This is a genomic window from Saccharicrinis sp. GN24d3 (assembly GCF_052400645.1).
Lineage (GTDB): Bacteria > Bacteroidota > Bacteroidia > Bacteroidales > Marinilabiliaceae > Saccharicrinis.
The window spans coordinates 50,109-72,463 of record NZ_JBQTGI010000004.1; the positions used below are offsets into that span (position 1 = coordinate 50,109).

Sequence of the window (22,355 nt, forward strand, 5' to 3'; positions counted from 1 at the left end):
ATGGCTCTTCCCTTTTGCCCTCAGGCTAATGGGAAGAGCCACGCCTTGGGCGTCGGGATGGGGATTAATTTCTAACTTCCTATAAACTCTCACTTCAAACATGAATAAAAAACGAATACTTCTTTTCATATCTCTTTTAGGAATGGTTCTTTTAAAGGCTCAAAAAGTTCATCAAATTAAAGAAGTTACTGTTGAAGCCAGGGCAAAAAACGATGCCATAGAGCAACAAAAAAAAGCAACCCCTGCTACAATTGTTATCAGTAGCAAAGAGTTAAATAATTTTGGAAACCATACCGTTGGTGATCTATTAAAACGTCTACCACGTGTTTTTATCCAGGGGCCACCATCCTTCAACCGAAACATAATGATGGGCGGCTTGGACAAGCAGTTCCAATCCGTACTTATTAATGGTAACCGACCTGCCGGAGGGGAAGATTACAGAGATTTTAAACTCGACAGAATACCTGTTGACATGGTGGAGGAAATTGAAATTATCTATAATCCTCCTGCCGAATGGGGAGCCGATGCATCTATGGGTGTGGTGAACATAAAACTTAAAGACACACCCGACGAAAAGTATTTCAGTGCCAACATTGCACTTGACCATACCTCTACTCATGACGGATTAAACCCGGATATGTCTGTTACCTACGGAAATTCGTTTAAAAAACTATCATTTATTGCAAGCTATAGTTACAACCAATTCAACCGTTCAAATGTAAATACACTCACCGAGGGTGATATTTCAGGAACGGAGTTAGAGGACATCGATGTTGAAATTCATGGTTTTACGGGAACCCTCAACTATGATGTAAGCCAGCATTCTAAACTAAAGTTCGAGACCTTTTTCAGTAATTACGACGAGTCGCTTGACTTTGTGGCAGACATCAAACACCGTTCAGATGGAACATTGAACTTCACATCGGATACAGCTTCCGACAGCAAGTTACGAAGGTTACATACCCAAACCTTACGTTTTGAAACCAAAGGGGAAAACTGGAAATGGGCCAACTCCTTAAATTTCTCCCAGAATAATGACGAAAAAGAACGCTGGAGATTAACCGCTAAAACTTCAGGCCTTACAGAAAGCCTGGAAGATGAGAACCAGGAAAATACAGAATCCATCTTTAAGAGTGATTTCCAAAACACACGTAATAACCATACCCTTAAATTTGGAATAAGAGCGTCAGGTTTATGGCGCGATTATTCCAGACTTGTTTACACCAGAATATACGAACGTAAATTCTGGGACGAAATAACGGATGGCTCCTACAAGATGAACGAGTACCGAGGCAGTATGTACGCCACAGACGAAATAAGTTGGAACAAATTCCAGGTTGTTCCTTCTGTTCGTGTAGACTACGACAAACGTTCATACAAAACATTAGATGAAGAAGGAGATTTTAATTATACATCACTGAACCCTTCTATACATGCCAAATACCATTGCAACGACAGGCTCTTTTTTAAAGCGGACATCGCCCGTCAAATTTCACGACCTCCATTTAATGCCCAGGTACCCATCGACAAAATCAAACACAAAAAATCAACTATTGAAAGAGGAAACAAAGACCTGCAACCATCTGATGCTTATACAATAAGCGCTGGTATTGAACAATATTCGAAAAACAATAATTATATCACCTTACGCGGTTTTTACAGTATCATGCGCGATGTGATTGAAATGAAAAACGTGGGAATAGATGACAACTATGGTTACCAGGTAATTCAATCGGTGAATGTAGATAGCGGTTTAATATGGGGCTTTGATGTAGATTTTCATTTAAGGCTTTTGCGTTATAAAAAAAATGAGCTTACCCTCAACAGTAATGTTTCCTGGTTAGGTTCTGAGGTTAGGGATGCCAGCACTGGTGAGCATCGCAGACTTAACGAACAACCAGAATACACAACAAATTCATCTCTGGATTATTTCAACTCCGAATTAAAATTGCAGGTATCTGTTGGGGTTAACCACATTGGTAATAGATATATTGCAGGAGGCACCGACGAAGGCACTCTAGTTGCCCGACAGGTGTACCAACCCTATACACAATGGGATGCCCGCTTAAAATACTTCTTTAAACCTTGGGGAAGTGTTTTTGTAAACACAGTTAATTTGTTTAACGAAAAGGTAGTAATTAAACAAGGTGCGGTTAAAGAATCGGAGATAGTAGGACGTAACATAAGAGTTGGTTTAAATTTTACCTTATAAAAAGGAGAAGGTGATTTACAGCTTCAGAATTAGTTGGCATTCTTTAGCGTACAGGCAGTAGGCAGTTTTTATACAGCCTGTTTAATCAGGCTGTAGACCGAAAAGAACATAGTCCAGGGCATGGCCCAAGCAAAGAGGCTAAGGCCCTTCCCTTTAGTCCTGAGACAAAAGTGAAGGGATGGGATTTTTAAAAATATAGAATCTTGATCACAATATTTATGAAGTAACATACAGCTTGGGATAGTCTTATATCTTAATAATTGATACTAAAAAACATGATATTTTACGTAGCTTTTGATGATACAGATACTTTAGATTGTGGACGTGGAACGGGCAAACTGGCTCGCTGGTTTGCCGATGTAATACCTTCCGAATGCAATCAAAAAATGGTGGTTCGACAGCAGTTATTGCATTCGCCAGATGTACCTATGACTTCGCATAACTCATCTCTATGTTGTGTAATTGAAGCGCCAGATGAAACGTATCGGGAAACTTTGATTCAAAGAGGAATAGCACATATCCTTAATCATTTTTTTGAAGGCAGCGACCCGGGTTTCTGTGTGGCTTCTGAAGATGATGATTTAAGTGCTTTAATTCGTTTTGGCATAAAATGTACGGGAGTAAAAACCACGCAGGCAGAAGCCAAGGTAGCCGCCAAAGGCATTCATCTCTCCGGACATGGAGGAACCAATGACGGAATAATTGGCGCTGTAGCAGCAGTAGGCTTAACCCATTTGGGAGAGTCGGGCAGAATAGTCGATTATGCCGATATCAGGGACTTACCGCAAATAACCACGGTTGGTGAATTACGCGAAAGAGGCATCCATATAATGTCGGTCAACCGGCATGCTGAATTCATCCCTGATGACCATAAAATTGACAATCAAAATTCGTTACGCCCTCATTTATGGGCAAGGAGACTAGTTGTTCCTGTAATGGCTTCAGGTAACGAAACCTGGCAAACTATCTCTATCAAAAAAGAATATACATTTGTGCAACAAGAATCGGTATTTACAAATAACTAAAAAATGCAAAGCAATTCTCGAAGACTATTTAAATATATAGCAAAACAAAAAAAACTTATTTCCCTTGGGGTACTTGCTACGCTTTTAATGGGAATTGTGGAATTGTTTACTGGTTCGATGCTTAAATTCCTGATTGATTTGATTGACAAATTCTCGGGAACGTTTGCTGATGGTGTTCTTAAAAACATGAAACTACCGGCAAAATACAGTATTAAAAACCCAATTACCGATGAAAAAATAAAAATATTTAATAAAACTCTTAAAGGTCAGGATGAAATATTAGAGGGCATGTTAATGTTATGCCTGATATTTGTAGGGCTGTATTTTTTATTGTCTTTGTTTAACTATTTGCGAAGGGTATTTATGAATGCTGCCACACAGAAAATACTTCTTCATTTTAAGTCCGATATCTATGCTAAAGTAGTACGTCTACCCTATTTTTTCTTTCATAAAAATAAAACAGGCGATGTTGTCTCCAGAATAACCTATGATGTTGCAACATTAAACGAAATTATTGATTTATTGATTGAAGTAGCCCGGGTATCCATATACCTGCTCATATTTATTCCGGTTATGTTTTATATGAGCTGGGAATTGTCGTTGTTCACCATCATTTATTTCCCGCTTTCACTAATCCTGATAGACAGAATAACAAAACATATAAAAAAGGTAAGTAAGAAAATAACAGATAACGTTGGTGATTATACGGCTTACTTAGAAGAAAAAATTAACAGAATAAAACTAGTCAAGTCTTATAAAAAGGAAGACAAGGAAGTGGAAGCCTTTAATAATTTGGTAGTAGAAAATTACAAACACAACCTTAAGCTTATTAAACTAAAGTTTGCCTTGAATCCCGGCAGCGATTTTCTGGGTATGATTGTTTTGTCCGTGGTTTACATTTTTTACACCTATAAATTAGCGCAGGGCGATAGTACTTTAGGCGACATCGTATTCTTTTTATACCTGGTTAAAACCGCATACAAACCTGTAAAAAAGGTAGCTCAGGCTTGGGGGCAACTGCATGTTGCTTTGGTGAGCACTAAAAAAATATTCCATTTGCTTGATGAAGATGAAGAAGTTGGATCAGAACAGGAGATAAAAGATAAGGCTGATCAAATAGAAAATGTCAGCTTTCAAAACGTAAGTTTTTCATACCCCGATGACGAAAGGTCGGTATTTAAAAACTTAAACTACGAATTTAAAAAAGGTGATATCGTTGGCGTCAGAGGGAAAACGGGTTCGGGGAAAACAAGCTTATTAAACCTTATTCCCCAGTTTTATGCGCCTACCCAAGGGCAAATACTATTTAATGGCAAGAGCGATTTGAACCTTGCGCAAAAAAGGAAACTTTGTTTGTACCTGGGTACCGACAGCTTAATGGTTAACGGCAGTATCCGTCAAAACATAGAATACAGCGGCTGCACAATTTCCCCGAATTTAGAGAAAGAATTTATTCAGTTTATTGGCTTAAAAGATACATCGCACCTGGACTGGGTTATTGGTAAAGACGGCATCAACCTTTCTGATGGGCAGAAACAAAAAGTAGCTTTCCTGAGAGCTTTTATCTACCAACCTAAAATTTTAATCCTGGATGAAGTTTTCTCTTCATTAGATGAAGAAGATATCAAATATATTATCGCCAAAAGTAAAAATAAAGTTGATATCGTTTTTATGGTTTCACGAAAACAAAATGTACTGCATTATGCCAATCAAATTGTTCAGCTTTAATTACCATGATTGCACACGTATTAATATCGGTGAAAGTATGAAACCCACAAGAATTTCAGGTATTTTCATTTCCCAAAACACACTCAAACCTTCACAAAAACCTGCGTTGCCCTTATCTTACCTTCCAGATTGATAATATACATACCCGGCAATAGAAAGCTAACATCAATCCGGTAATTGTTTTGATCAGGGTTTACTGCTTCTTCATACAAAACTGTTCCTGTCATTGATAAAACCTGAACTTTCTCAAATTTGTCACCGCTCTCTTTCTCTATAAATAAATCGTTTTTTACCGGATTGGGAAATAAACGCAGGCTGTTCTTTTTGGTAAGTTTTACCCCTGTTTTCTGTACAGGTTTGCAGACCCGAATCCAATCCACTTTCATGGTATTTTTGGCCGGGTTGTTCAATTGCGCATCTGTGGGTGTTCTGCCGGCATTTACATGCCAGTCCTGCGATTCTACGTTAATGATAATATCCAACTCCTTGGTGAAACCGTTACCGTTTTGGTACTCATATGGATCAATGACACTAACTGACGATGTGTTACTGGCAGCTTCTAATCTGCTAAACTCATAGTTTGTGCTGGTTGAATGCTGAATGACTTTTTGATACCCTCCATCTTTATCCAATACCCCGTTGGTCATGGTTGGATAGGTATAATACCAAGTGCCTGCTTTTTTTGTAGCAAAGGCCTTATCGTATAATACCCTTTGCAGTTCACCATCCACATAATACTCAAAATGGAACGGACTGATCCAGTTAACCCCAACCCGTACATATTTTCTTGTACCGCTGTTCCAACAGTATTCGCCCCAACTGGTAACTCCATCTTTTTGCCACCAACTGTTGTTATCGGTGGGTTGATAATCCGTGAAAGGATTTCGGATAAAAGAATGATGGCTCATATGAATAAATTTAGCAAAGAAACCATTACCCTCATCGGCACCACCATAACATTCTATAATATCTATTTCCTGTGTATCATCGGCACTTAGCAACCAAACATCCGAAGCCAACACGATATCTGCCACGCTAATACTGGCCTCTACAAAAACAGGATATTTTACCCGGTTGGTTGAGGTGATACAAGCTGCGTTTATTCCAGGAACTCCCATCTTGGCAGTGCTTGGGTTTCTGGATGCCCGAACCACGAGGTCACTGCCATCCACCGAAACATGGTCGTATTGCCAGTAGGTTGTCCCTGGACCATCCCAGCTGTTATGATAGAAGTTGGTCCACTTGTTATTGATGGTAGTTAGGGAACTTGCTGCCTCAAAAGTGTAGTTAAAATCATCGGAAACTTCATCCTGAACCTGCCACCGGTTACCTTCTCCGGCATCTGCAGGCACCGGGATATCGTTCCAATCCTGGGCTAAGGTTATACCCGAAAAACAAATAAACATTAAGCCAACAGTAATTTTTTTTAATGTAGTTTTTATCATGATCATTTCCTCCCTGAAGTATTATCTCGCTTAAAATTTGCGTTATAAAACTATACAATCATAAATACTATTACAGGGGGCAAAATGGATTCTATATGGTGCCATCCGATAACCCAAACGTCCATCTAACAGGAAACCAACACAGTTAAATGAATATCTGTAAATTTTAGTTTCTTTTCATTTGGAAAAATATGTATTGCTGAATTAGCGATTCACAAAAGAACAGCTTCATATGTAGCTGTCATCAACTCATGGGTTTAACGCATGAAATTAAAAATAAGTAAGCATGAAATATACATAACAAAGCATTGAAGGCACTTACTATAAACGCATATCACAAGTTACAGAAAAGATATAGTGCCATACAAATAAGCACCCATAAGGTATTTACTTCATGGGTGCTTTTAATTTAACATATTCTTTTAGAAACTACTTTTTCTCATACTCCGTCGCTCTTGGGTGTTCTGTATCACTTTCGTAATCTTTCCCATTTTTGCGTCCCATATCTTCGAAGAAGCGGAAGTAGTTACCATAGGTAAATTCACCAGTTCGCTTACGTGACTCTTCGCCCATTTCTTTGAATTGAGCCGATGCTTTTTTCTGGTCGCCAATTAAAAACAGATACTCGTTGGCAGAAATGGTTTTTCCTGACTTATCTTTCATTTTTAAATGAACCATAAACTGCTTCTCCACTTTCGACAATACATCAGCCTCCACATCAAAGAACTTTTTAGCACTGTTTTCAGTTACTTCACTAACATCATATTTTGATGACTTGATAACATTCCCCTTTTCATCATTGATTTCTAACTCAACCGTACTCTTATCGAAAGTTTTATACAAATCATTTACCACCCAAATCTCAGCTTGAAAGGATTCCTCTTTGTGCCAACGTCGTTTTTCGAAGTTCAGGTTCACCAATAATGGCTGGTACGAACGTTTCACAAACTCATACGAACGCTTAGGCTGTTGATAGTTATCGATAATGCCCCACTTCATATCGGGCCAGTAAGTAATCCAGTGGCAAAGTGAAATGCCACTTAAGTTAGGCTTATGTCTTCTTAAATATTCGACTCCATATTGGAAAATCATTCCCTGCGCATCCTGCGTAGCATCTACAAATTCCTGTAACGAGCCCAATTTTTCATCTCCAAAGCTATCCCAATTTTGCATTCGCAACCTGTCCAGGTCGGCCCAATGGTGTCCCCAGCTCAACCCGGGAGGCCACATTTCGTTTTCAGGGATAAACTTCTTCAAGCTCTCCACGTTAGGAACCGAAGTAATGGCGAATTCAGGTATTATGGGATAATCCAGTGTTCTGAACCAATCTTCCATTAGCCATCGCCCCATGCCGTAAAAATAAGCCAGGGCATGCTTAGCCTCCTTAGGTTTGTAACCCGCTTCTCTGGAAACTTCGCATGTCAAGGGCGAATCCGGCACATAAGGCAGATTTACATAACTCTGCAACGTATCGCCCAGCTCTTCCAGGAAAGCACGCCCAAAATGCGCGTCCTGCGTACGAAGCAACATTTCCTCACCACCTTCCATCATAATTAAAGATGGATGATTGCGACGTTCTTTAATAACCGATGCGGCCTCTTGCATGATTCTGTTAATTCCTTTTCTGTCCTGCGGAATATTACCCGTTCCCAGCGGAATCATATCTTGCCAAACCGTCATCCCCATCTCGTTACAATACTCATAAAACTCGGGAATCTCAGGCGGATGCCATCCGAAAATCCGGATATTATTCAAGTTGGCTTCCTTAGCCAACCGAATCAGCTCTTTGTACTCTGCCGGGTTTGTTCTTCCCACAAAAATATCCGGTGGTCCTCCCCAGCAAGCGGAACGGATAAAATGAAACTTACCGTTTATATAAGTCGAGCGAGGAAAGCTTACATCAACTCCTTTTTTAAAACCGGGGTTCCATTTTGATGTTACTTCGCGAATACCGAATGTAATTTCGTTGGCGTCGTGGTTTACCTTGCCTTCTTTCAACGACACCTTAGCCGTATACAAATTGGGTAAGCCTAAATCCCAAGGCCACCAAAGCTGAGGGTATTTAATGTGGACATTTTTCTTGATTTTATGTTTACCCGGTTGAACCAGCTGCGTTATTTCTGCAGTTATAGCTTTCGATTCAAAGTTCTTGCCTTGAACCGAAGCAATCACAGTCATTTCTTTGGGTTCGTTTGTTGTGTTCTCAACCTCTACTTCCATATTCACATCCGCGGTACCATCCTTGTTAAGTGTAGTATTTGCATAGGTATCCTGAATACGAACTTTACCGGTAGAAACCATTTTGATCGAACGGCTTATCCCAAATGGGATCAAGTCTCTCCAATAATCACCAAACCAAGGTGTTTTTAATCCGGCCACCTTAGCATTTACCTTTGGTGGAGGATTGAGCTTTATCATCAGCATATTTTTGCTGGCAATGTTTTTCTTAGATACTCTCAACACATCATTTACATCAAACGAAAAGGAAGAAAACGCGCCCGTATGACTCCCCAAATGAGTACCATTCAAATACACATCGCAACTATAATCCACGCCTTCAAAAACGATACGAACAACCTGGTTTGTGATATCTTCAGTTACATTAAACTGGTAAGCGTACCACCATTCGTATTGTTGAACCCATTGCGCCCTAACACTGTTTCTTCCAAAATAAGGGTCGTCAATAACCCCACACTTCCATAAATCGGTATAAACATCGCCCGGAACATAAGCCGGGTTCCAAAAGTTGGTCTCAATATCTGCAGGTGGAACTTCATGCAATCCTTCCTTTACTCCTTCTCCGGGTAACATCATCTTCATTTTCCAATGATGTCCGCCTAAATCACGAACCACCTGACTATTCTCGGTATGAGAATTAATGGTTCCGGGCTGTGCCCACAACAATGCGGGTAGCATTATTAAAAAAAGGTAAATAATCTTCTTCATTTTATTTAAATTTTTAGCTTAACCAATTATAAATGTCCTTACTCAACTTCAAATATGAACTTATTTTTTATATTTGCATGGGTGTAAAAACAACAAAATGCACCCCTATTTTGAAATTCAGAATAATTAACGAGTTAGATTCACATAGACACGAACTAAACATCGCTATTAACAACTGTATTTCTACCACTTACATTTCCGACAAACAGAAAGGATTTTTAATCAATTTGCACATTGAATTAATTTTATCGTTATGACTAAATATGATGCTCCTGCTCTTGATAAGGGATTAGATATATTAGAATTTTTATCGGCTCAATCTGTTCCACAATCGCAATTGGAAATTGCCACCGGAATAGACCGAAAACCAAACGAGATATACCGAATGCTGGTAAACCTTGAAAAAAGGGGATACATTGTCAAAGACCCATCTTCGGTAAAATATAACTTAACGCTCCGATTGTTTCAATTAGCCCATCACCACTCTCCTGTTGACACCATGGTCAGAGCATCGGAAATGCATATGCGTAATTTGTCTTACTGCATTAACCAATCCGTTCACTTGAGCGTACTGCATCACAACAAACTGATGGTTATTGCACAGGTTCAGAGTCAAACCCCAGTTTCATTATCTGTTGAAATTGGCAGTTTATTTCCATTGGAAAAAACCATATCAGGTAAAGTGACTCTGGCAAATTTGGAAGAACAAAAGAAAAATCAAATTTTGTCTTTGTGCGATGATTATCAATCCATGAAAGCCGCTGAAAAAAAAGAGTTGCAAGCAGAATTACTTCAAATAAAAGGGAAACCATGTGTCAGCAATAAAAGCATGCTTACCGAAGGAATCACCGATTTTTCAGCGCCTGTTTTTAACATGAGAAATGAGGTAATAGCCGTTTTGGCTGTATCCACCTTAACTTCTCAAATGCGAAAGTTGGTTTCTGCCGAAGAAATTGAAAGAGAAATTTTAAGTACGGTTAGTATGATCAGAGAATCGTTGGGAATCCTCTAACCTTTCCGTCCACGCATTGCACCATGTGATGCTCTCATGAATTAACTATACGACAATAATTGCTTTGGTTGTCGAAATCAATTCTCTATCTAATTTTGAATTATATAATCTACGACCAGCACATTTTTAAACCAAGGTGTAACAGAATCACCAAATATTTTATGTTCGGGATGAGAAAGATATGCGTCTCGTCCTTTTTCAGAATCGAATGTTACAATAAAACATTGGATATTTTTTTTGCATAACCATTCAACACTTACATCAGTTCCATATTCAAAATCCTGAATGACATCAATTTCGTTTTTTAACGAAGCAAAGTGTTCTATTAATTCGGTTATCTTTTGCGGAGTAATACTATCTGTCCATTCAAAAAGTTCAACATTACGCAATACCTGTTGAGGCGTTTGTTGTGTAGGTTGGTTACAGGCCACAAAACATAAAGCGATTAATGCAATAATAGTGGATTTCAGAGAGTTTTTTTTAAGAAATAGAGAACCAAGCTATAAATATATTGGTAATAATTAAACTTGAAATTTGACAATATCTTCATATCGCACGTGTCCCCATGTTTATGAATTCTGGAAGGTCGAAAAAAACACACGTCTTTTTTGAAAAAACACACGTGTTTTTGGTGAAAATGTAACGTGTTTTTTAGAGAAAACAAGCGTGGTTATTAATTTGAGCTGGTCTAGGTTTATAATAATCATGTCAACCCCCATCCCTATTGCTGCGCAATAGTGCTTCCCCCTCCCGCAAGTCTTGGGGAAAGGGAAGAACCTCAAAATGTCATTATAAAGTAAATTCTTCTTGAATCTCCTGATTATCTTCTCCCAATTCTGCACATCCCTTTTCTGAAGTTAAAAACTCATCATTGATGGAGATAGGACAACGGGTGGTGTTGTAGCTAAAACCATCGCCCATATTTACTTCCTGAATCATTTCCAAAATCTTGAATGCTTCCGTGTCAAACAGCGTTTTCCAATCCATTACCTCTGCACACCAAATATCAGCTGGTTCAAGCACGGCTAACCAGTCGGCAGTGTTTTTAGAACTTAGGTGCTGTCCTAAAATATTCTTTATTTCATCCCGTTTAGTAAACCATTCATCCACTTTGGTATACGGCAGTAAAGCATCACAGCCCAGCAACTCTCCTAAATGCGGGATTTGTCCCATGGCCAATGCGATAAATCCGTTAAGCGTAGGGTAAATCCCATAAGGTGCTCCCAGATAAGCATGTGCTGAGTTGTTCTTAGGTCGGATAGTCGGCTCTCCTCCATCGCGGAAGAAAGCCGTGATAGATTCGAACTGGTACTCTAAAGCAGACTCCAGCATACTGACCTCAACACGCCCCCCTTCCCCTGTCGTTATCTTGCGATATAAACAAGCTAAGATCCCTTGGCACAAGTGGGCTCCCGACAAGATATCGACCACAGCCAAACCAATTGGAACCGGTCCAGCACCATCATTTCCGTTCAGTTGCGTCAATCCCGAGATAGACTGAATCAGCAAATCCAAACCCGGTTTATCTTTCCAAACGCCTTCTTTTCCGTAACCGGAAAGCTCGGCATAAATAATTTTTGAATTGATACCTTTTATGGTTTCGTAATCAATACCTAATCGCTCGGCTACGCCCGGACGGAAATTGTGAATGACCACATCTGCCCGTTCAATTAACTTGTAAACCTTCCTGCGTTCTTCATTTATTTTCAGGCTCGCAACATAGCTTTGTTTGTTTCTATTCACAGCCATAAACATGGTAGACTGGCGATTGACAGTCAAGTTAGAGAAAATCAATTCTCTACTTAAATCTCCCTTTTCGGGCTGTTCTATTTTAATTACCCTGGCACCCAAATCGGCTAAGCGCAAACTCGCTGAAGGAGCCGACAGGTATTGGCTAAAGTCGATGACTAATGTGCCGCTAAGGGGTTTGTTTTTTGTATCCATTTTTTTTAAAGTCTACAGTCGGCAGTAAGCAGTAGGCAGTCGATAGTCAAAAGAAGTCTGAAGACCGAAGACTGCGTACGGAAGACTAAAGATTAAATTCTTCTTCAATAATCACATTATCCTCACCTGGTTTTGGAGCTGATTTACGGTTAAAAATCCTTTCTCCATCGATTCGAATCGGACAACGGGTTGTTTTCATTGTTAAACCATCGCTGGTTTCCACTTTCTGGTCCATCTGCAATGCTTTATAACCTTGGTGGTTTAACAATTTTTCGTACGTATATACGTCGGAGCACTTAAAATCCAAAGGTTCAAAAATCCCCAGCCAGTGGGCTGTGGTTTCTTGAGCAAGTTCGTTTGCGAGGTAGGCCATAATTTCGTTTCGCTTTTCGAACCAGGAGCTCCTTTCTCTCCATTCATCCGGCAATATCAAATCCATGGATTTAAAAAGCGCATCCAGTGGGATCAATGCCAAAGCAATATGTCCGTCTTTGGTTTTGTACGTTCCATATGGAGCATCAATATAAGCATGGGCACTTCGTTGTTTAGCTCGCACAGGAAGTGTATTGCCATCATTCAGATAGGTTGTAATCACCTCGAATTGGATATCAAGGGTAGATTCCAACAAACTCACCTCAACTTTAGCTCCCTTGCCAGTTTTTGTGCGTTGAATTAGTGCCGCTAAAATGCCCTGTACCAGATGAGCTCCCGTAAATATATCCGATGTTGCAAGACCACTTGCGGTTGGGTTATCATCTTGGTTACCCGATAAATTGGCAAAACCCGATAAGGACTGAATCAATAAATCCTGTCCTGGCTTTTTTGCCCATGGGCCTTTCGGACCATAACCACTCACCACCCCATAAACTATCTTGGGATGGATGGCTGCAACCGTGTCATAATCCAGCCCAATCTTCTCCATCACCCCAGGTCGAAAATTGTGCGTCATCACATCTGCACGGGCGATTAGCTTTTTAACTTTTTCTAAATCTTGCGGATCTTTCAGATTGGCAGCATACGACTGTTTATTTCGGTTAGCGGTATGAAAAACCATACTGCTTTCGTCGATAAACAAGTTCTTAATCGCTATTTGTCTGCCAGCTTCACCTGTGCCCGGACGTTCAATTTTTATAACACGGGCACCTAAATCGGCCATTTTTAATCCTGCCGAAGGCCCTGCCATAAATTGTGCGAATTCTAATACGGTTATTCCGCGTAGGGGTAGTTTCATTTTTATTTATTTAATGCTTTATTAGTCCACAGTCTTCAGTTCTCAGTCTTCAGTCAGGAAATACCTTTTATTGGAATTTACCTGGATTATTCATTAGGTAATTCAATATCCTTCCAACTTCTTCGCATCTTGAATTTAACGAGTTATAAGTTTCCAGATTGATGTATTTGCATTCCAAAGCAAAATCCAACCAAACCTGTGTTTCCGTATTTTCACTATCAGAATCCGATAATTTACTTACGAAATGTTTCGGATATTTACGTTTCCGATAGGCTTCTCCAATATTTGCACATACAGACCTAGAAGAACGACGAATCTGGTCAGTCATAGAATACTTTTCTTCAGCGGGAAAACTTTTCGTAATATCAAATACCTCCATCGCTAAACTCAATGCCTTTTGATATACAATTAGTTGTCTGAAACCCATAGCTTACATTTTTCAGTTGTCGTTTGTAAATAGACTGTTGACTGCCTACTGTGGACTGAAGACTAAGTTAACTAATTCCAAGTGATATCTTGTATAAACCGTTCAACTCTGCCAGTAACTTCACTTCATCACCGCCATTCATCATGTACTCACGAATAGGAGCTCCTGCTCTATCCTGAAAGTACATATGGCCATGGTAACGTGGACGTAAAAAAGACCGATCTAAGGCAGGCAAAGTATCTTTGAAAAAGTCCATCGTATCCGCGTTGTTTTGCTCGTCTAACCAAGCCGCCCTATGTCCTGGCTGTCCGCCATTGGCAAAGAATATTCCTTTTTGGGTTTCTGGAGAGCCTACATACTCGGCAAATTTAACAGCCATTTCCTGGTGTTTACACTTGCCAGAAACCGCCAGTCCTGTTCCTCCTAAAGTAGTGATTAATCCAACACCGTCAATCTCAACCATATCATGGAATTTCAAAAGTGTGCGGGCGTAACCTCTGCGAGAATAGTTGGTGTAACCATAAGCAAAAGGACTGTATAAGTAATCATCTGTCAAGGTCATTTTTTCGTAGACCTTAATTGGATTGAAGTCAAAATTCTCTGCTTTAATGTTTTTGCCTAAATCGCGCAGCATATGTAAAGCTTTAATACCTACTTCATCCGAAATTACCTTATCTTCACTTACGCATACATCTTCGCCTAAGTTTGAGCACACCATATAAAAGCTCATCAAGGTATCCTGAGGGATTCCTGGTATTGCTACTTTTCCTGTTTTTGACAACACCACTAAATCATCCCAGGTTTTAGGGAGTTCCAGGCCTTCTTTTTTGAATAAATCAGGACGACTGGCAGCCACAGGGGTAGCCGCATCGATTGGCAATGCCCATTGCTTACCGCTGAAATTATAACTCTCGTAGGATTTACCAACTGAATTAGCTGCCTGATCTTCTATGTACTCTTTGGTTAAGAAATCGCTTAATGGAATGATTACTTTTGTACGGGCCGCAAAGCCTGTCCAAGGGTGGTCGATGATTAAAAAATCATAACGTTCGGCCAGTTTGTCAATGGGTTCATCCGCAAAAGCTTGCAATGAGCGTTTCTCCCATGAAATTTCTACTCCCGGATGAAGTTCAGAAAATCGCTGGGCACAGGCCACAATGGAAGTAAATCCACGGCTGTGGTTCCAGGTAATTCCTTTTAATTGTATGTTATTGTTGTTCATTATATAATTGTTTTGATATAGATTAAGGTGTAAGCGTGGCTGTTTGACATCCTATATAGGGTTCAAATAATGTTTTTTTAAAAAAATACGATTGGTAGCGATTCCCTACCTGTTCGACAGAATGACGACACAAAGTTATTGCATATGATTAACTCCATAGTGATGCGTCGGTATTATGATTAGGATGAGCCCAGGGCAATCACCCCCATTCCTCCATCTGTGATGAAGTACTTCCCCCGACCTCATCGTCAAGGGAAGAACCATGAACCATATTTTACATATTAACAACTACTTACTGGAGAATGCCTGCTAAAACCCTATTGCTCTAGGTGTTTGCGTTCCGCTTTCGTATTTTTTGCCCCCTTGCTCAGTAAATTCTTCAAAGAAGTGATAGTACGAACCATAACGACCGTGCAGGTTTTCTTGTTTTACACGTTCGTCCTTCCAGGCATTATATTTCTTTCTGGCAGCTTCCTGGTCGCCAATCAGGAAGAAATAATCGTTTTTAGAAATCATCTCACCTTTTTTGTTGATTAACTCCAGGTTTACATGGAATTTATCCTTTACAGTTTTTAATACTTCCTCTTCAATAGCAAAGAACGATTTGGCACTGTTCCCATCAATTTTTGCTACCTCAAATTCTTTTGTTGACAATACCTTACCGGACTCATCTGTCATCTCGAACTTTATTTTACAATCCTTGAATTCTTCGTATAAGTCGTTAACCACCCAGATGTTACCTACAAATGGCTCCTTGTTATCCCAACGACGTTTTTTGAATTCAAAATTCACTAATAAGGGCTGGTAAGCTTTTTGAACCAGATAATAAGAACGCTTAGCTTCCTGATAGTTATCTACGATTCCCCACTTCATATCCGGACAATATGTAATATAGTGACAAAGTGCAATACCACTCAAATTAGGCTTATCGCGACGGAAGTGTTCAATACCATTTTGGAAGATAATTCCTTGTGCATCTTGGGTTGCATTTACAAACTCTTCCAATGAACCTTTCATTTCGCTTCCAAAAACATCCCAGTTTTGCATACGAAGACGGGTTAAATCGGCCCAGTGGTGTCCCCAGCTTAGTCCCGGAGGCCACATCTCGTTCTCTGGAATAAACTTCTTCAGACTTTCAACAGAAGGAACTGAAGTAATCGCAAACTCCGGTACGATAGGATAGCCATCACAATGCGTCTGGTACCAGTCTTCGTGCAACCAACGTCCCATTTCGTAGAAATAACGCAAGGCATGTACCGCTTCTTTAGGTTTAAAACCAGCTTCCTGAGCAACCGGGTCAGTCATCGGTGAATCCGGCACATATGGCAGATCAACATGCGCTTGAAGTGAATCTCCTAACCGCTCCAGGAACTTACGTCCAAAATGTGGGTCGCGGGTACGGAACAACATTTCTTCACCACCTTCCATCATGATAAGCGATGGGTGGTTCCTTCTTTCTTTCACCACTTTCACACCTTCATTAAAAATTGCACCAAGGCTTTCCTCATCGGAAGGAATATTTCCTGTCCCCAATGGAATCATATCTTGCCAGATGGTCATACCCATTTCGTTACAATACTGGTAGAACTCAGGAATTTCAGGTGGGTGCCATCCAAAAATACGGATGTTATTCATATTGGCTTCTTTAGCCATTTTAATCAATTTCCTGTATTCTGCCGGATTCGTTCTTCCCACAAAGATATCCGGTGGTCCACCCCAACAGGCTGAACGGATGAAATGAAATTTACCATTGATATACGTTGAACGAGGATAAGTTACATCCACATCTTTTTTGAAGCCGGGGTTCCACTTCATGGTTACCTCGCGGATTCCGAAGACCGTTTTGTTAAAATCATGATTCGTTTTTCCTTCTTTAACAGATAAATCAGCTACGTAAAGGTTTTGATCACCCAGGTCCCATGGCCACCAAAGCATTGGTTTAGCCAAATGGATGTTTTTTTCCACTTTGCTAACCCCTGGCTTAATAGTTTTTGTAAATTCAACTTTTATTTCCTTCATCTTAAAGTTCTTACCGTTAAGAGCGGCCTCAAAAGTCATTTCTCTGGGTTGATCAGAAGTATTTTCAACCTCTATTTCAAGGTTAACATCTGCCGAACCATTTTTATTAAGTTGTTGATGGGCATAAACATCCTTAAAACGAACCTTGCCTGTTTGTACCATTTTCACGGGTCTCCAGATGCCAATTGGAGTCAGATCCCTGGTATAATCACCAAACCAAGGTGTTTTTTTTCCAGCTACAAAGGCATTAACCTGTGGCGGCGGATCTAATTTCACCATCAACATGTTCCTTCCTTTTTGGGCATCCCATGGATGGGTCCGTAAAGCCTTAGTTATATCAAAAGAAAACTTTGAAAATACACCTTCATGTTTACCCAGACAATGACCGTTCAACCAAACCTCGCAACTGTAGTCAACCCCCTCGAAAACAAGCTCTACAATTTCGTCTTCAGGCAGGGTTTTCATATCAAATTGATACGAATACCACCACTCATATTGCTGTACCCATTGAGCCTTCACATTATTACGGCCAAAATATGGGTCATCAATAACACCGGCTTTCCATAAATCCGTATACACATCACCAGGAACTCTTGCATTGTTCCATACCAATGTTTCAATATCCTCTGAAGGTAGTTTGTGTAATCCTTTTTTAACTCCTTCTCCCGGAAGCATCATTTTAAACTTCCATTTCATTCCACTCAGGTCACGAACCCTGTCCTTACCCTCTTGCTTGGCAAAAGTAGTATTCGGTTGCGACCATGCCGTTAAAACAAACATACTTACCATAAGGGCAAGGATAATTTGTTGGATAGATGTTTTTTGCATAGCTATTGTTAATTAAATATTCTTTTTGCAATACCGCTTATTATTATATTCGAATCAAGGGTTAGAATAAAAGTTCAACCCATTCAGGGTTGTGATTCCATTGCCTTTTTTCCCTGGGTTTCACCCAGGGTTATTCAAAGTTTAACCACTTCGTGGTTGATTTATATAAATTCTTATATCAAGAAAGATATAATCAAGCCTCATAAAAAAAACCGAATGGGGTTTTTTATGAATAACCACGGGTGAAACCCTTGGATACATAATCATGTAGTCGGGGTACCCTGAAAGGGTTCAACTCTTGATCCGCATATTATATAAATCCCTATTGCTGCGCAATAGTACTTCACCTAGTCCTCATGGCCAAAGCGAAGAGCCTTCTTTACTTGTTACTCACTGCCAACTATAAACTGCCTGTTAGTCATAGTTCATATATATTGTTCGCTTTTGCAAGTATTGCTCTATTCCATAAATACCATCTTCACCGCCGATTCCTGACTTTTTATGTCCTGAATGGAACCCTTGGATATAACCTACTATGGGTTTATTGATAAAAATGGTTCCTATCTGGAATTCCTGAATGGAACGCATAATATTTTTATGATTCTGCGTATATAAATAACACGATAGGCTATCATCACGTTTATTCAACAATTCTTTGGCTTCTTCGAATCCCGAAACCTTAACAATGGGTAGGATAGGTCCAAAAACTTCCTCTTGTACTGTCGCATGGTCGGGCTTTACATCTGTTAGCAAAGTTGGCTCGTACCAGTTACCTCTTTCGAATTGGGCTCCTGTAGGGCGTTTGCCTCCTAAAACCAGTTCGGCACCTTGTGCCACGTTTTCTTTTACTATTCCATCCATTCTTTCCAGCGCCTTTGCACTTAGGCTTGGTCCCATGTCCACGTCGGTCATCGGGTCGCCTACTCTTATTTTTTGGATACGCTTAATCAGCTTATCCGTAAATTCATCGGCAACCATTTCGTGCACAAATACCATTTCGTTACAAATACAAACCTGACCGCAATTGGCATAACGAGAGATCGCAGCTGCTTCAACTGCCTTATCAATTTCTGCATCATCCATTACCATAAACGGGGCTTTCCCACCTAACTCTAAAACAAGTCCGGCAACATTTTCAGAAGCTCCTTTATAAATGGCTTGACCGGCACAGGTGCTTCCCGTCATTGAAACCAATTTGGTAATTGGGTTTTCAACCAGGTGAGCGCCAACTGTGTGACCGTAACCAACAACCATGTTGATAACTCCCTTTGGTAATCCCACTTTGTGAACGATTCGACAAAATTCCGCAGCTGTCACAGGCGTCTGTTCAGATGGTTTAATTACCATGGTGTTTCCCGTTATCAAAGCAGGACCGATTTCACGACCGATTAAAGCCAATGGATAGTTAAAAGCCATTAATCCCACCGTAACACCAAAAGGCACTTTGTGAATCGAAAGATGCTCATTGGGTAAATCGGAGGGAAAGACAGCCCCCTGAATTCTTCGTCCAGCTTCAGCCGAATAGTTGATATAACGAATGGTATCTGCCACTTCGCCATAAGCTTCGGCTAGGGTTTTTCCCTGCTCCATCACCAATAGTTTCGCAAAGTGATCTTTCTCCTCTTCCAGCTGATCGGTTATTTTGTATAACCATTGTGCGCGCGCATTGGCGGGTAACATTTGCCAGGCAAACTGCGCTTTCTCAGCCGATTCTAAGGCGTGCTGCGTTTCTTCAATGGTGCTTACATGAATGGCTGCAAACATCTCACCTGTTGCAGGATTTTCTACTTCAATCTTTTCACCTACACTTTTCTCTATCCACTCTCCGTTAATGTAACAATTGTAGTTTTTTATTTCCACGTTTTTGATATTTAAGCGTTATACATCTATTGTTAGATAGTCGCTTATTTGAATCTGGGGTCACGTTTTTCTACAAAAGCCCGGTTGCCCTCTCTGGCGTCATCCGAGTTATATAATGGTTCTACCATTTCACTTTCCAATTTCAATCCGTCCTCTAAAGACATTTCCAATCCTTTATTGACACATATTTTTACCGCTGCCATTGCTTCAAGCGGTCCTTTGGCCAGTTTCTCGGCATAAGCTTCCACCTTATCAGCAAATTCTTCTTTCTTATAAAGATGATTCATCAGGCCAATATCAAAAGCTTCCTGAGGCCCAATATTATCTCCTGTTATCAATAACTCTAAGGCTTTACTTTTATCAATTAAACGAATCAGTCGTTGCGAACCTCCATTGCCGGGAATAAGTCCAAGTTTAATTTCAGGCAGACCGAGGAAGTAGTTTCCTTCTGCAGCCAGACGCAGGTCGCAAGCCATGGCCAGTTCCAGTCCTCCGCCCAATGCGTGACCACTAATGGCTGCAATGGTTATCTTTTTACTTTCTGATAATTTGTTGGCCGCAATTTGTGCGTTTACCACCATCTCTTTGTTTTCCTCTACCGTGTTGGCTTCAAAAACTTTTATATCAGCACCAGCACAAAAGAACTTCTCCAAGGCACTTTTTACAACTATCACCTTTACTTCATTATCAGCATTGGCTTGATCGAGACAAGCGTTCAATTGTTTATGAAAATTTATTTCGTAGCAATTCGCTTTAGGACGGTTAACAATAACATAACCGACTCTATTTTTCTTTTCTAACGTTATAACATTTGCTTGTTCCATGCTGCGCTGCTTAGTGTGATTCCTTCTAATTTCGTTAAATAAACTCAAATAACTCAAGTCTAAACCCCTTATTTAATTTTGATATATAAATTCTATATTCATATTTGAACACAAAGAAATGTCTTTTAGTTTTGAAAACAAAATTTATATATGAATATTTGGTATCGATAAAACAATGTACAGATATTTGTGAGAGGAGGACGGGGGTATCTGAAACAATTCCGGGGGTAATTGAAAAATAGGGACACTTATTATAATTCATACTATTCGAAAAATATCCTTTATAAAAATTCTCAATCAGAATTCTATTAATGATTACCAGATTAAATTGGCTTATGAAAACTTTGATTTTAACACTATTATCACTTGTCGCAATTGGATGCAATAAACAATCTGCAATTACTACTTTCAGGGAGGATTTAAAACTATTGGAATCCGTGGAAGACTTAACCATACTGCAGGATGGAGATGCTATGATTGCGGCATCCGGGGCTTATCAAGGGAGAATATTCACGAGCACTACAAAAGGAATAAATGGTAGAAGCCTGGGATATTTTAACAGAGGCTTAATGGGCAAAGGATCTTCATTAAACAATCTTACCAAACTTGGAGGCGAAGGCCGGATGTGGTTTGGCCCCGAAATCGGGAAATATGCCATCTTTTTTGCTCCTAACACCCCTCAAAATGCACACACTATAAACGTTTCGCCAGACTTAGATACGAATTTATTCAAGCCCATCGCTAAAACAAAACATTCCATTACCTATGGCAATAGAATGACCATAAGAAATGCCAATAGTTATCATTTTATAGTGGATGCCAAAAGAAAAATATCCTTGAAGAACAAAACAAACATAGAACAAGAACTAAATATTCAGTTAAACGAACATATATCACATGTTGGGTTTAGCGCAGAAACCTGGATTAAAAACATGAACCAGGAACAGTGGACCAAAGAAAACGGTCTGCTTTCCGTTTGGGATATTTCATGTATATTACCAACACCCCTTACTACAGTAATTATTCCAAGCCAATCCAATATTGATTCGGTAAGCAATTATTTTACTCCTTTAAACAGCACGAGAGTTATAATAAAAGACAACATTGTTTATTACAAGGCAGATGCCGCTTACATGAACAAAATAGGGATTCAACCCGAATATTGTAAAAATGTATTTGGAAGTTATTCGCCTGAAATAAATCTATTAACCATTGTGAAATATCATTTCACTAAAGACTCCTTGTATGTAAACTCCCAATGGGGACATGAAAAACCATACAAAGGTGATGTTATCAATATATTTAATGGCGAAGTAAATGAATCACTCGACAGGGCTTGGCCTTTTTATGAGTTGGAAACCTCATCGAGTGCCAAAGAGTTGCAACCTGGTGAGGAAATGTATCACATGCACAGCATTTATCATTTTGAAGGAGATGAAGGATATCTGGATAATATTGCCAATCAAGTTTTGGGCGTTTCTATCATTAAGCTATCAGAAATCCTAAAGTAGTCTTTGAAAGAAGATGACAATACATGTCTACCTTAAGCTAAAAAATGATTGCACTAAACAAGAAAGGCTACATCCTGTTAAAAACATTGATGTAGCCTTATATTTTGGAAAACAGACAAGC

15 protein-coding genes are annotated in these 22,355 nt (G+C 39.7%); 5 read left to right on the top strand and 10 right to left on the bottom strand.

Annotated elements, in window-relative coordinates; genetic code table 11:
* The first annotated feature begins 100 nt into the window (after positions 1–100).
* The 3 genes from ACT29I_RS06460 (at position 101) to ACT29I_RS06470 (ending at position 4,965) form a co-directional block, all read left to right on the top strand.
* Entirely contained in the window at positions 101–2,212 is a 2,112-nt protein-coding gene (locus ACT29I_RS06460) for a TonB-dependent receptor plug domain-containing protein (RefSeq protein ID WP_444792979.1), read from the top strand.
* A 275-nt stretch (positions 2,213–2,487) separates the two neighbouring features.
* On the top strand, positions 2,488–3,237 hold the full coding sequence (locus tag ACT29I_RS06465; protein WP_444792980.1) for a hypothetical protein: 750 nt from the start codon (positions 2,488–2,490) through the stop codon (positions 3,235–3,237).
* 3 nt (positions 3,238–3,240) lie between these two features.
* A complete protein-coding gene (locus tag ACT29I_RS06470; RefSeq protein ID WP_444792981.1) occupies positions 3,241–4,965 on the top strand; it encodes an ABC transporter ATP-binding protein in 1,725 nt (574 codons plus the stop codon).
* Positions 4,966–5,048: 83 nt separating this feature from the next.
* On the opposite strand, the gene ACT29I_RS06475 is transcribed toward ACT29I_RS06470, so the two are convergent.
* Both ACT29I_RS06475 and ACT29I_RS06480 read right to left on the bottom strand, forming a co-directional pair.
* On the bottom strand, positions 5,049–6,410 hold the full coding sequence (locus ACT29I_RS06475; protein WP_444792982.1) for a T9SS type A sorting domain-containing protein: 1,362 nt from the start codon (positions 6,408–6,410) through the stop codon (positions 5,049–5,051).
* 429 nt (positions 6,411–6,839) lie between these two features.
* Positions 6,840–9,356 carry a beta-mannosidase gene (locus ACT29I_RS06480; RefSeq protein WP_444792983.1) on the bottom strand — a complete coding sequence of 839 codons (2,517 nt, stop codon included), beginning with the start codon at positions 9,354–9,356 and terminating at the stop codon, positions 6,840–6,842.
* A gap of 253 nt (positions 9,357–9,609) precedes the next feature.
* Between ACT29I_RS06480 and ACT29I_RS06485 the strand changes: the two genes are divergently transcribed.
* Complete coding sequence (locus ACT29I_RS06485) at positions 9,610–10,368, top strand: IclR family transcriptional regulator (RefSeq protein WP_430934187.1); 759 nt, start codon at positions 9,610–9,612, stop codon at positions 10,366–10,368.
* A gap of 89 nt (positions 10,369–10,457) precedes the next feature.
* Here the strand turns inward: ACT29I_RS06485 and ACT29I_RS06490 are convergent, their stop codons facing one another.
* From ACT29I_RS06490 to ACT29I_RS06525, 8 genes are all read right to left on the bottom strand, one after another.
* Positions 10,458–10,799, bottom strand: coding sequence for a Dabb family protein (locus ACT29I_RS06490; protein WP_444792984.1), 342 nt, complete (start codon positions 10,797–10,799; stop codon positions 10,458–10,460).
* 358 nt (positions 10,800–11,157) lie between these two features.
* Positions 11,158–12,312, bottom strand: a complete 1,155-nt coding sequence (locus ACT29I_RS06495) for a CaiB/BaiF CoA transferase family protein (RefSeq protein ID WP_444792985.1) — start codon at positions 12,310–12,312, stop codon at positions 11,158–11,160.
* Between the two features lie 85 nt (positions 12,313–12,397).
* Entirely contained in the window at positions 12,398–13,543 is a 1,146-nt protein-coding gene (locus tag ACT29I_RS06500) for a CaiB/BaiF CoA transferase family protein (protein ID WP_444792986.1), read from the bottom strand.
* 67 nt (positions 13,544–13,610) lie between these two features.
* Positions 13,611–13,970 (bottom strand): four helix bundle protein, encoded by a 360-nt coding sequence (locus tag ACT29I_RS06505; protein WP_444792987.1) that lies wholly within the window; start codon positions 13,968–13,970, stop codon positions 13,611–13,613.
* A 67-nt stretch (positions 13,971–14,037) separates the two neighbouring features.
* Positions 14,038–15,192 (bottom strand): ABC transporter substrate-binding protein, encoded by a 1,155-nt coding sequence (locus tag ACT29I_RS06510; RefSeq protein ID WP_430934183.1) that lies wholly within the window; start codon positions 15,190–15,192, stop codon positions 14,038–14,040.
* A gap of 309 nt (positions 15,193–15,501) precedes the next feature.
* Positions 15,502–18,039, bottom strand: coding sequence for a glycosyl hydrolase 2 galactose-binding domain-containing protein (locus tag ACT29I_RS06515; RefSeq protein WP_444792988.1), 2,538 nt, complete (start codon positions 18,037–18,039; stop codon positions 15,502–15,504).
* Between the two features lie 414 nt (positions 18,040–18,453).
* Positions 18,454–19,899, bottom strand: coding sequence for an aldehyde dehydrogenase (gene aldA / locus ACT29I_RS06520; RefSeq protein WP_444792989.1), 1,446 nt, complete (start codon positions 19,897–19,899; stop codon positions 18,454–18,456).
* A gap of 44 nt (positions 19,900–19,943) precedes the next feature.
* Positions 19,944–20,723 (bottom strand): enoyl-CoA hydratase/isomerase family protein, encoded by a 780-nt coding sequence (locus ACT29I_RS06525; RefSeq protein WP_444792990.1) that lies wholly within the window; start codon positions 20,721–20,723, stop codon positions 19,944–19,946.
* A 335-nt stretch (positions 20,724–21,058) separates the two neighbouring features.
* Between ACT29I_RS06525 and ACT29I_RS06530 the strand changes: the two genes are divergently transcribed.
* Positions 21,059–22,234: a DUF6786 family protein gene (locus ACT29I_RS06530; protein WP_444792991.1), complete on the top strand. Its 1,176-nt coding sequence runs from the start codon at positions 21,059–21,061 to the stop codon at positions 22,232–22,234.
* The last annotated feature ends 121 nt before the right edge of the window (positions 22,235–22,355 follow it).